Genomic DNA, 11,691 nt, shown 5'->3' on the forward strand with positions numbered 1-11,691 from the left:
AAAATATTAATCTATAATAGTAAACCCATGAAAAAATTAAGTGCACTTGCAATTTTAAGTTTAGTATTCATGCCATTGATTTTTGGCTGTAAGGACAAGAGTGATAAAGCTAAGGAAACAACCGAAGCCGAAAAGGAAACTGTGGATGCTGTTGAAGATAGCGATGACTGGATCGTTCTTTTTGATGGCAGTTCTTCAGACGGATGGCGAGGGTACAAAAAGGACCACTTTCCTGAAGCTTGGAAAATAGAAGGCGATGCTATACGTTGCATAGGATCTGGACGTGGCGAAGCGGGCAATAAAGATGGTGGCGATATTATTTATGACCAAAAATTCAAAAACTTTACCTTGAGTTTAGAATGGAAAATTTCTGAAGGAGGAAATTCAGGGATCTTTTATCTTGGTCAAGAAGACCTTGATTATGTTTGGAAAACGGCACCTGAGATGCAAGTTTTAGATAATGACAAGCATCCTGACGCCAAATTAGGATTAGATGGAAACCGTCAAGCAGGATCATTATATGATTTAATTCCTGCAAAACCGCAAAACGTAAAACCTGTAGGCGAATGGAATCAAGTTGAAATTACCGTTTATAATGGTACTGTGATTCATAAACAAAACGGGGTCAATGTAGTGGAATATCACTTATGGACTCCAGAATGGAATGCCTTGGTGGCAGGAAGTAAGTTTCCAAGCTTAAATAAAGATTGGGCAGATGTAGCCAACGAAGGCTATATCGGTCTGCAAGATCATGGCGACGATGTGTGGTTTAGAAATATTAAGATTAAAGAATTGTAGACTCGAGTCTTTTTAAATCCCTGGGCATTACCTTTCTAATTGAAATTCCTCGTGTCTCTGAATGAATTATTCTAAAACACAAGGAATTTCTATATAAACAGCTATCAATAGCATAGTAAACTATCAAAACATACAGAAAAACATGAGAAAATTAAGAATAGGAATGATTGGTGGCGGCATTGGCTCTTTTATTGGCGATGTCCACAGAAAAGCTGCGACCCTTGATGGAATGATTGAATTGGTTTGTGGCGCATTCAGCAGCACGGCTGAAAAATCAAAGGCTTCGGGTAAAGAGCTATTATTACCTGAAGACCGATGTTATGGCAGTTTTGAAGAAATGATTCTTAAAGAAAAAGCGCTACCTGAAAATCTCCGTATGGATTTTGTGGCTATTGTCACACCAAATTATATGCACTTTGCGCCAGCAAAATTAGCATTAGAAAATGGTTTTCATGTCGTGTGCGACAAACCGATGACCTTAACTGAAGATGAAGCAAAAGAATTAGAGGAGCTCGTGAAATCGACCGGACTACTTTTTGCGTTGACCCATAATTATCCAGGAAGTCCCATGGTTAAACAAGCCAAAGCCATGGTTAAAAATGGAGATCTTGGAGCGATCAGAAAAGTGCAAGTCCATTATTTACAAGGTTGGATGGCTACTGCGGTTGAGGATTCAGATAATAAACAGGCGGCTTGGCGTGTTGATCCTTCAAAATCTGGGCTTGGCGGTGCTTTAGGGGATATTGGAACCCATGCCCATAATTTGGTAGAATATATTACAGGATTAAAAGTTAAAGAACTCGCTGCCGATTTAGGACGATTCGGTAAAGGCCGTGTTTTGGATGATGATGGTAATATTTTGCTGCGCTTGGAAAATGGCGCCAAAGGAATTATGTCCATATCTCAAATTGCCGCGGGAGAAGAAAACAATCTCTCTATTCGGGTTTATGGCGAAAAAGGCAGTTTGGAATGGCATCAGGAAAAACCAAATGAACTGATCACAAGATGGCTCGATCAACCGAAAATGATTTTCACGTCTAATGGGAATGATCTTTACCCACTGTCATTAGCCGCGTCTCGAATTCCCGCTGGGCATCCAGAAGGTTATTTGGAAGCCTTTGCCAATGTCTATAAAAACTTTGCAACACATTTAAATGCATTTAAAACAAAAACCCCCATTGAAACTCCAGACTATCCGACGGTATCTGTTGGGGTTAGAGGCGTGCAATTTATTCATGCGGCTGTTGAAAGTGATCAGCAAAATGCGGCTTGGGTGGGGTTGGATTAAGGAAGTGTCTTAGGGTGTTTTTCACCTAGCTAAAACTTGATTTACTGGGGTATATGTTTTTAATAAAGATGTTTGTTTCTTTAGTGTGTGATGTTTATTAGAAATGAATATGTTTGGTATTGATAATAGATATAGGCGCAAAGGATTGCCTTTATACATATGTTTAAACAATATGAAAAAGAAATTAATTATAATATTAACACTAATCGGAATTAACTCTTTCGGTCAAGAATTATCTTGTGCAGATTTTAAAACTGGAACTTTTAACACCTCAATTTCAGAGCCAGTTCAAATAAATTGGAAAATTGTTCGCGACGGAAATGTACAAACCGAAATTATGCCTGAATTACCAATAGAATTAAAAGATTCAGGATATCCGACTGATCCTCAATATGGAATTATTAATTGGATAGACGATTGCACTTATCGACTAACCTATGACGAATCGAAGGCTGAACTCACCGAATCGCAAAAATTGATAAATTATTTAGGAGGGGTTCTAACTGAACTGATTAAAATTGAAGAAAATTGTTATTATTACAAATCAACTTTGAAATACGAAGGCGGAGAACAAGTAACGTCCGGAAAACTCTGCAAATAATAAGCACTTTGTAAAAATAATTACAAGTTCTCGTCTACTTGGAAATTCCTGCGCAATTTCCACAGGCTCAATCAATTTTTACTGCTTTAAGTACTTAATTATTCCACTATTTTTGCGCCAATCCGTTGGCTGTTATTATAATAAGTAATTCATATGAAAAGAATCCTTTTCTTCTTGTTTTTGGTCCTTTCGACAAATTTATTGTCTGCTCAAACGGAAAAATATAAAATTGCAATTGAAAATTTTCAGTCAAACTATAATGATGATAAATATGATGCGGTTTTTAATTGTTTTTCACAAGAAATGAAAAAAGCATTGCCTATTGAAAAAACAAAACAGTTTCTGACTAATTTGAAAAGTCAAGCAGGTAATATAAAAAGTATGGAGTTTATCAACTATCAGCAGGAAACTTATGCCATCTATAAAACGAAATTTGAAAAAGGTGTTTTTGCGGTAAATATTTCACTTAATGGCCAAAATCAAATTAATGGACTTTTTATCAAGCCTTACGAAGAATCCACTGAGGCAACAAATTTGGTAAACACATTGAGCAATTATCCAAAAGAAATTGCTGAGACCATCTTTTCGAAATCAAAAGATTTCCCAAACAACACACAACTTTCCATTGCCATAATTCAAAATGAAAAAACAAATTACTATGGAATTATAAAAATAAATGATACCATAAAACCAGCTGAAAATCAGAAGAAAATTTTCGAAATAGGCTCAATTACAAAAGTATTCACATCCGCCGTTTTAGCTTCACTTGTTGAGGATAAAAAAATAAAATTGACAGACGCTGTCAATTTTTATTATCCCTTTACTTTCAAAGGGAACATCAAGATAACTTTTGAGAGTTTGGCCAATCATACTTCCGGTTTACCTCGGTTGCCTGAAAATTTGGATTTGTCAAATAAAACCAATCCGTATAAAAATTACGGCAAAGCCGAACTTGAAGAGTATCTTAAAAATCTATTAAAGCTTGAAAACGAAACTTCAAAAACCTATTTATATTCAAACTTGGGCACAGGACTTTTAGGTTATACTCTGGGTTTATCACAAAAAACAAATTTTCAAACCCTTTTACAAAAGAAAATTTTTGATAAGTATGAAATGAGAAATTCATTCACCAGCTCACAACGTTTGGGAAATAGTCTTACAAAAGGTTTGAACAAAAAGGGAGAAATAGTTTCCAATTGGGATTTTGACGTGTTATTTGGTGCAGGTGGAATATTATCTACAACAGAAGATTTAGCAAAGTTTGTAAATGCCCAATTCAATCCTAAAAACAAAGAACTTGAATTGACGAGAAAAACAACTTTTCAAATTAAGGATGACACTAAAATTGGCTTAGGTTGGCACAAATTAGAATCCACAAATGGACAAGATTTATTTTGGCACAATGGTGGAACAGGCGGATATTCATCCTCAATAGTCATGAATGTTGAGGAAAAAACGGCAGTCATCATCTTGTCGAATGTGTTCGACATTAATGACAGAATTGATGCTTTATCCTACGAATTGATAAAGAAGATCACGAAAAAATAACGATAGCCAACCGACTATATAAGCTATGGTCTGGTTTATACCATCTAAGAAAATCCTACAAATTTACCAAAGCCAGATTTATTTGGAGAGGTTCCTGCTAAACCCCACCACAATGCACAGACATAAATTATGAGGAAACCGATAAGAACAACGATTATCATATTATCATCAATCATTTTGGTTGGTATTATTTATTGGAATACTGGAATTCAAATTGAATATTACTTTCTGAGGAAACATGTCATTTTCTGGTCTGAAAATGTGCAAATAAAACCATCAGACTTTAAAGCTAACATCGATAGGGATTATGATTCTAATAAATCGTGGTTTCACGGATTTTATCTTAAATCAACAAATTTAAAAGATGCGGAAGTAAAAGCTTTATTTGACCAAAATAAATCGTGGATAAAGAATACAACAAATTTTGAGGAGCTAATGAAAATGCCGAAATTAAGATTTGACCTATATGAAAGTTTTGCGAGAAAATTTAACCGTGAAATTAATAAAATCAAATACAGAACTGATAAATCATATTCTGATTTAGAAAAAATAGGGGACAACATTTACGCAAATTTGTTAAAAGTTGAAGATAGCATATATGTTACGGATTTACCGATTCAAGAAAAAATTGACCATTGGAGGCCGAAAATAAATATGATGTTAGAAAGGAATATATAACTATACACTATAGGCTATGGCCTGATCTGTTCCTCGCTTGGAATCTCGATAGCTTTGGGGAAAGCAAAGTAAAAGGCATAAGGAATTAATAAAGAATCATAGATTATGCAACCACCATGTTTTCAGCGTCCCTAAGGGTCTATTTTTTTTACTCCAGATAGATGGAAGAGTTTGTCGTGTTCAACTTGATAAGGATTATTGGCTCTTCGGTTTCCATAACCAACGGTATTTTCATAAGATGACATGGTGTGTTTCCCGATAGGTTTTTAAACTCTCTGATCATATGCATTTGGTCAAAGTAGTTACATTCTGCCGCAATTGATGTCCACTTGAGCATAGCGTCTTCTCTTTTGAGGGATAAGGCGCGATTAAACCTTATGAGGCAGGTGAGGTGTTTGGGAGATATGCCGAGTTTAGTGGTAAAAAAACGCTCTAAATTACGGTTACTCATATGGGCTTGAACAGACAGCAGATCTAAATTCGCTTTTCCGCAGCCATTAACCATAAAATCCACTATTTTTCGAAGGTTTTTGTTGCCGCCCAATGGACTGCTTTTTAAAAGATAATGCAACAAATAAGCGTCCGCAAGGAGTCCCATTTCTCTTAAATCTTTAGCTGCGCACAAACGTTCATAAAGTGATTGTATATCAGGCTGTAAAAGATCTCTACCATCAATAATATGATTTCTAATTTCTGGGAGAGGAATACCAAAAATTTCATTTAAACCTGTGGGTTTAAATATTATCTCAAGAAATAAATAGCAGCCTTTAAAAGTCATTTCTCCGTTATATGCCGAACTCAATCCAAAAATATTTATACAGTCGCCTGTTTTAACGATTTCCTTATGAATGGGATCTCGTAAATGGATCAATTTGGCCTTGAAGAAAAAAGTTATGGAAGTGTAATAAGAGGCCAACCATGGTCTAGTAATAATAGCGCCCTCCGTATCGAAATGTCTTAAAATGTAGCTCGAAACGTATGCGGATAGGATGGGGTTTGGCGCTATATGTGAAGTGGTTACCATAACTTTTGAACCGTCTCAAGATTAAGAAAACTTATCATTTCATTCTAAGATAAATTTACAGTTTTGATTATATCTTAAAAAATATTTACTGTTAAAACTCTGTGAATCATGCATTTGATTGCCTTGAGGTTTTAAATGTGTTTTTAATAGGATGAGATATGACAAGAGTCCATTGAAGTAAATTGAAGTAAATGGATTTAATACAGTAGTTGGTCGTAATAAAACCGTGGCCCATTTTTAGAAAATGCATCGCGTCAAAGGATTCTGACGATTTAGTAAATAGCATGGATCTTGAATCCTAGCTTGGATTTTTGTCTAAGATATACCATAATGAATTTTTAGGCGGAATAATACTTGTCGTATTTGTACTATTATTTTTGAAAACTGGCCTCTAACTTTATCTAATATTATGCCGACGGTATTGGCTCGGAATTTAGAAATATTCTCCAACTCATAAATCACATAGAAATGAAGACTTCAAAAATGTATTTCGGTGCTCCAAAACTAATCGCCTTGATTTCCTTCACGTTTCTATGTTTTCTGTTTTATGGATGCAATAATGACGATGATAACACTCCTGTCATTCCAAAACTTGAGATTAAAACAGTTGCGTCTGGATTGAAAGGACCCATGGGTATAGAAATAGATAGTCAGGGCAATATCTGGGTCACAGAAAGTGGCACCAACATTCCCGATGCTGATAATAATACCCACAATAACAATGGCAAGGTTATTTTGATAACCCCCGATGGTCAAAAGCATGATGCCATTATCAATTTGGAATCCTATACCAACGCGCATTCTGGCGAATTGCAAGGTACAAGTCATATTTTAAGGGATGGCGGCATATTAAATGTTTTGTCTGGCAATCATTTGTACCGGGCGGACATATCTAACTTTAAGCCGGGAGATACGCCCTTGGATGCCCGAAATCTTCCATCTGAAGATATCTTTTCGGTGATTTCCAAATTGCCTGCCGCGAGCAATCCTGATCACGACTCCCATCCCTATAATCTTACCAAAGGTCCAGGAGGAGATCTTTACATTGCCGATGCGGGTGCCAACCTCATTGTACACCGTAAAGGCGTGAACGATTATTCTATTTTTGCAGAAATTCCTGCCCTTCCTAACCCTTTATTCCCTGGAATGGGTGGTCCCACAGTTCAGTCTGTACCTACTTCCCTCTACTATGATGGTGAGGCATTTTTGGTCACAAGCTTAACAGGGTTCCCATTTCCGAAAGACGAAGCGAGCATTTATAAAATTTCGTCATCTGGAGCTGTGTCGGTTTATCAAAAAGGATTTACCATGCTGGTAGATATAGTCAAAGGAAATAATACCAACCATTTGGTTGCACAATATGCCGCCTCCTTTAATCCGGCGTCTGGATTTGCTCCTAATACCGGCTCCCTCGTATGGGTTAATGGCGCTAGCACAATGGTGCTTGCAGAAGGGCTAAACCAACCAGCGTCCATCAAACAAGTAGACGATCATACCTGGTATGTAGCTTCCTTGGGGGATGGTGCAGTTTTAAAAGTGACTTATCAATAAATGACGTCGTTAAGAAAAGGATGCCAATTATCAACTAAATTATTCTCTGGATTAAAAAACCCTTATAAACACTGAGTTTATAAGGGTTTTTGGTGGAGTCGGAGAGAACGACCATATTTTTAACTTTCTAGTGTCTATGAGCATTCCCAAAGGGTCTCTATTTAGGGGCCGAACGGATCTCGATTTAACAAACTTTAACGTTTGGTTAGGGAAAATGATCAAAAGAAAACAAAAAATGTCAAATCCTCTTTTATTATTCATATTTTAGAAATCGGTTTTGTATAAGCAATACTTTCTTAGCATGAAATCAAATCTATTATTTAGACATCTAAGCTTAGTTTAGAGTAACATTTGACTAAAAATATTCCTTTCTTTGTAGGTTAAATTTCGTCTAATCAATTTAGGAATTATTGGATTCAGCAGGTTTCTTCTAGAGGCTCATTCTTTTAATAATTAATGGTCATAATTTTCCTAAAGATATTTTTAATAATAGTTTGAATACCATTTTAATAACAGCATCAATTTTCGGGTTTGTATTAACGAGTCTTTTATTTTTAAAGAAATCCACCAATTCAAGAGCGGCATTTTTTTTAGGCAGCTTTTATTTTATCATTTCCATGTATGCGTTGCAAACGTATCTGGTTGATACCGATAGGCTTATTCAATTCTCTTGGTTTTTTATTTGGCCTTTATTGGTATATCATCTCATATTTATATTCGTTTATTTTTATTTTGTAACAGTTATAAATGATGAGTTTCATTGGCAAAACGCTTATCTCCTACTTTTTATACCATTTTTTTTAGGACTAGTTGATGTGATTTATGTTTATGCGGCTCCAAATGAAGTTTACAGCCAACTTTTAAATGAGACGATAGCTCATTCTGAAAATAGATTTAAGGCTGAATATTGGCTCTTGAGTTTGAATGAACACTATTTATTAAGGCACTTATGGCAGTTATTCTCACTTTTAATGATTTTACCTCAATTACTAAGATTTTTAAAAGAAGGAACTTCACACAAATTAAAAAAGATATTAAATAAGTGGTTGCTGTTTTTTTGGACTGTTCAATTATTAATGGCATCTTTTACAGTTTTACATGGGTTGGATAATTTTATGGATAAGAGTTTACTCGGTTCTCTTTTTGGTTTAGAAAATGGCAGTGAGCTCTTAATCTTTCTTTTGTATATAATTGTCTTTATCATAGGTGTCATTCCCATTTATTTTCCATCGCTATTACATGGATTTCCAAGATCAAAAAGGAAGCTTAACGCTGTTACTGAAATTAAAAATGACAGTGTTGAATCAATGGAAGAAACTGCAGCTGATTTAAAATTTGGCTTAAGTGAAATCAATATAAAAAGTAAACTGGACATAATTATTGAAAATAAAGTATTTCTAGAGCAAAATTTTAACGTATCCAAGTGTGCGCAGGAAATGGAATTACCAGCACACCACTTGTCCTATTTCATAAATGAAACCTATGGACAAAATTTTACGGCTTTTAAAAATGAGTTGCGTATGGATCACGCCAGACTACTGATCTCCCACGGCTTTTTGGAACATAATACTATGGAGGCATTGGCTGAGAAGTGCGGTTTTGCCAATAGAAGTTCGTTCAGTAAAACTTTTAAAGCAATAACTAACCAGAGTCCTAGTGAATATGTTAGGGATCTTCAGAAAAGGTAAACGCTGATAAATTTTCATCATTTAATCTCTCTTTTGTTATGGAATAGACTTTTTCTGACTTGTGGTGGTTAAGTTGATGTTTTTAACCGTCAAATGTGTGTCGAAATTTTATTTGGACACACAATATGCTACACCTCATATAGTTTTATTCTTCTAAAAGTGATTTTTTTGCACTGCGAAATGCAACTGTGAGCTTTTATATCATTGCAATTACCTTTGGATATGTGTAAGCGATTCATAGGCAAACGAGATGGAGATTTATTATTGCCGGTGACATTTTCACGGCAATTACTTACACTAAGTGTTCGCAGAACTTAATTAAAAACCCATAAAAATGAGCAAATACGTTGAAGAAATAATAGAAGACTTGAAGAAAAACCCTGAAAATTATAGGGATTACTATGGTAACGGTGTTGAAAAAGACAATATCCGAATTTCTGGATATGGTTCCATGCTATTGACTTCTGTAATTAGAGTTACTATTTACAACAATACTGTGCCAACCTCTATTGTAGATAACTGGAAATTAGCAAGAGCCATAAGAAAATGGTATAGAACAATTCCCTTAAAAGTTCTTATGGTTTAATTTCATTCGGGTCATCACCTAATGAGCTGTACAAGTTTTAAAACTCAGGTTAAATTACAGTATGAAATTTATTATCTCTCAAATTTAAAAGCATTGGACCGCTTCTTCATTCCTTTATATTCATACCAAATTTGACTCAGAACGAAAGTCGGTCCATATTCGTGTGTCTGGGCTTTCTAGCGATAAAGTGGTGCTTGCTTTTATAATTTATTATCAGGTTATATAGGGTTCAAAACGCTTTAAAATTTTAATCAGACGGAAGAGTATATTAGAAATTAATTTTGGGTGTGTAAACTTATTATTTACGTAGTCTCCAAATAGGATATAAGGAAATCTTGGGTTTATTAGGTTTTAAAATAGAATGATTATACCAAAGTACTTTACCCTGGGCTCCGCGCCTATGAGGTGAGTACCCGTAAGGAACTGGCCAGGGCGAAAAATACCAATGAGCTGTTTTTGAGATATCTGTTCTACAAAGCAGATTATTATAAACTATTATAGACCAAAGTAAATGGGGCACGCTAAGTGCCCCATTTTTTGTTAGGTGAATTGGTCAAAAGGCGACCTACTATATACTCCGACCTCGGATGCTACCAAAAACATAAGTGATTCTAGGGTTGATCTATAATTTGATATTACTCAAACAGAGCTTATAATAGCAATGCGAGATGCTTTCTAAAAAGATGGTATAACAAATATGAAAAATAGTGATCTGGAATGGGTTTTTAAGAGCAATATACCACAAAAGCTTTGGCGTGGAAATGCAGCTTTGCAATAGAAGATCTTTAAGTACAGTCATTTAAGTGTTCCAGAAAATCATTCCCATTGATCAGGTGCTAATGACAGAAAAAACATATAGCATAAGGCAGATCATATCCTTTTATATGCTCTTCGTCCCTAAAATGCGTGTCCAAATTCAATTTGGACACGCATTCGGTTCTTATATATTTCCTTGGTATTCTAAATGGGGATTACTTTGCGCGTTAAAATTCAGCATTAAAAATAATGTGGTAAAATAGGGGTGTAAATTATTTTATTAGGCTAGGTTAGTGTTAGGTGAAAAATCCAAGACTATTTCACCTAGGCCCCACTTAAAATATAAACAGTTTTCCAAAGCTTATTAAATCCCAAACTTTAAGGAATGGTATCTTATGAAAAAACAAATTACTAAACTATTAATTATTGCCCTATGCCTGCTCATTTATGGAAATAGCATGGCACAGGGAGAGTTTATCACTACCTGGAAAACCACAGCTAGTAATGAGTCTATAACCAGCCCTACTGGGACTGGCGCCTTTAGCTATACGGTAGATTGGAGAGATGGGACTACGGATACTACCGTATATACTGGCCCAGCCACCCATACCTATAGTGCAAATTCATATCTAATATAAAACCCTATTAAACATAAAATAACCTGACTATGACGCTTAAAAAAACACTTCAACTGGCTTTGCTACTAGTATTTACACAATCCTTCGCCCAACTTGGAATAGGAACTGCATTACCTAATCCTTCTGCGGAACTAGATGTAGTATCAAGTAATAAAGGAATTCTTATTCCCAGAGTTTCGCTCAGTTCTATTAACGATATATCAACAATTACAAGTGGTAACGTTGAAAGTCTTTTGGTGTACAACACTAATAATATTTCAGGTCTTTCTCCTGGGTTTTATTATTGGGCCAACGGATCATGGAACAAACTTGCACAGCAGAACGAAATTACTGCATTGCCAAAAAATGTAACCTCCTCCAACGGTTCCATCACAGGGGTCGCCAACGATGCAGCTTTGATCGCTATGAATCTGGAAGTAAAGGTTGATGGCGCCACTATTGAGGTAGACGCTACCAATGGGGTACAGGTGAAGGACTTGGGGATAACCACCGCTAAAATAGCAGACCAGAATATCACTACGGCAAAGATTGCCGA

Annotated in this window: 11 protein-coding genes; 10 read left to right on the forward strand and 1 reads right to left on the reverse strand. The window is 35.6% G+C overall.

Annotated features, from left to right (window positions below; genetic code table 11):
• Nucleotides 1-27: 27 nt before the first annotated feature.
• The 5 genes from ACOH2D_RS09930 (at nt 28) to ACOH2D_RS09950 (ending at nt 4,913) form a co-directional block, all read left to right on the forward strand.
• The gene (locus tag ACOH2D_RS09930) at nt 28-798 is read left to right on the forward strand and encodes a 3-keto-disaccharide hydrolase (protein ID WP_449535131.1); all 771 of its coding nucleotides are present in this window, start codon (nt 28-30) and stop codon (nt 796-798) included.
• A gap of 142 nt (nt 799-940) precedes the next feature.
• Nucleotides 941-2,086 (forward strand): Gfo/Idh/MocA family protein, encoded by a 1,146-nt coding sequence (locus tag ACOH2D_RS09935; RefSeq protein WP_449535132.1) that lies wholly within the window; start codon nt 941-943, stop codon nt 2,084-2,086.
• A 172-nt stretch (nt 2,087-2,258) separates the two neighbouring features.
• The gene (locus ACOH2D_RS09940) at nt 2,259-2,687 is read left to right on the forward strand and encodes a hypothetical protein (RefSeq protein ID WP_348038868.1); all 429 of its coding nucleotides are present in this window, start codon (nt 2,259-2,261) and stop codon (nt 2,685-2,687) included.
• Between the two features lie 153 nt (nt 2,688-2,840).
• The gene (locus tag ACOH2D_RS09945; protein WP_348038870.1) at nt 2,841-4,235 is read left to right on the forward strand and encodes a serine hydrolase domain-containing protein; all 1,395 of its coding nucleotides are present in this window, start codon (nt 2,841-2,843) and stop codon (nt 4,233-4,235) included.
• A 129-nt stretch (nt 4,236-4,364) separates the two neighbouring features.
• Nucleotides 4,365-4,913 (forward strand): hypothetical protein, encoded by a 549-nt coding sequence (locus ACOH2D_RS09950; protein ID WP_449535133.1) that lies wholly within the window; start codon nt 4,365-4,367, stop codon nt 4,911-4,913.
• A gap of 148 nt (nt 4,914-5,061) precedes the next feature.
• On the opposite strand, the gene ACOH2D_RS09955 is transcribed toward ACOH2D_RS09950, so the two are convergent.
• Entirely contained in the window at nt 5,062-5,937 is an 876-nt protein-coding gene (locus tag ACOH2D_RS09955) for a helix-turn-helix domain-containing protein (protein WP_449535134.1), read from the reverse strand.
• Between the two features lie 468 nt (nt 5,938-6,405).
• On the opposite strand from ACOH2D_RS09955, the gene ACOH2D_RS09960 reads away from it, so the two are divergent.
• From ACOH2D_RS09960 to ACOH2D_RS09980, 5 genes are all read left to right on the forward strand, one after another.
• Nucleotides 6,406-7,488, forward strand: coding sequence for a ScyD/ScyE family protein (locus ACOH2D_RS09960; RefSeq protein WP_449535135.1), 1,083 nt, complete (start codon nt 6,406-6,408; stop codon nt 7,486-7,488).
• 494 nt (nt 7,489-7,982) lie between these two features.
• Complete coding sequence (locus ACOH2D_RS09965; protein ID WP_449535136.1) at nt 7,983-9,176, forward strand: helix-turn-helix domain-containing protein; 1,194 nt, start codon at nt 7,983-7,985, stop codon at nt 9,174-9,176.
• A 334-nt stretch (nt 9,177-9,510) separates the two neighbouring features.
• Nucleotides 9,511-9,762 (forward strand): hypothetical protein, encoded by a 252-nt coding sequence (locus ACOH2D_RS09970; protein WP_449535137.1) that lies wholly within the window; start codon nt 9,511-9,513, stop codon nt 9,760-9,762.
• Between the two features lie 1,214 nt (nt 9,763-10,976).
• Nucleotides 10,977-11,156: a hypothetical protein gene (locus ACOH2D_RS09975; RefSeq protein WP_449535138.1), complete on the forward strand. Its 180-nt coding sequence runs from the start codon at nt 10,977-10,979 to the stop codon at nt 11,154-11,156.
• Between the two features lie 59 nt (nt 11,157-11,215).
• Nucleotides 11,216-11,691 (forward strand): phage tail-like protein (locus ACOH2D_RS09980; RefSeq protein WP_510172141.1); only part of this gene is annotated, 476 nt, incomplete at its 3' end.

This window comes from Gelidibacter sp., from assembly GCF_053579655.1.

Excerpts from the sequence above, each read along its gene's own strand:
- ACOH2D_RS09960 (WP_449535135.1), top strand. The coding sequence starts at position 6,406 with ATGAAGACTTCAAAAATGTATTTCGGTGCTCCAAAACTAATCGCCTTG.
- ACOH2D_RS09935 (WP_449535132.1), top strand. The coding sequence starts at position 941 with ATGAGAAAATTAAGAATAGGAATGATTGGTGGCGGCATTGGCTCTTTT.
- ACOH2D_RS09940 (WP_348038868.1), top strand. The coding sequence starts at position 2,259 with ATGAAAAAGAAATTAATTATAATATTAACACTAATCGGAATTAACTCT.
- ACOH2D_RS09955 (WP_449535134.1), bottom strand. The coding sequence starts at position 5,937 with ATGGTAACCACTTCACATATAGCGCCAAACCCCATCCTATCCGCATAC.
- ACOH2D_RS09945 (WP_348038870.1), top strand. The coding sequence starts at position 2,841 with ATGAAAAGAATCCTTTTCTTCTTGTTTTTGGTCCTTTCGACAAATTTA.
- ACOH2D_RS09950 (WP_449535133.1), top strand. The coding sequence starts at position 4,365 with ATGAGGAAACCGATAAGAACAACGATTATCATATTATCATCAATCATT.
- ACOH2D_RS09975 (WP_449535138.1), top strand. The coding sequence starts at position 10,977 with ATGGCACAGGGAGAGTTTATCACTACCTGGAAAACCACAGCTAGTAAT.
- ACOH2D_RS09930 (WP_449535131.1), top strand. The coding sequence starts at position 28 with ATGAAAAAATTAAGTGCACTTGCAATTTTAAGTTTAGTATTCATGCCA.
- ACOH2D_RS09970 (WP_449535137.1), top strand. The coding sequence starts at position 9,511 with ATGAGCAAATACGTTGAAGAAATAATAGAAGACTTGAAGAAAAACCCT.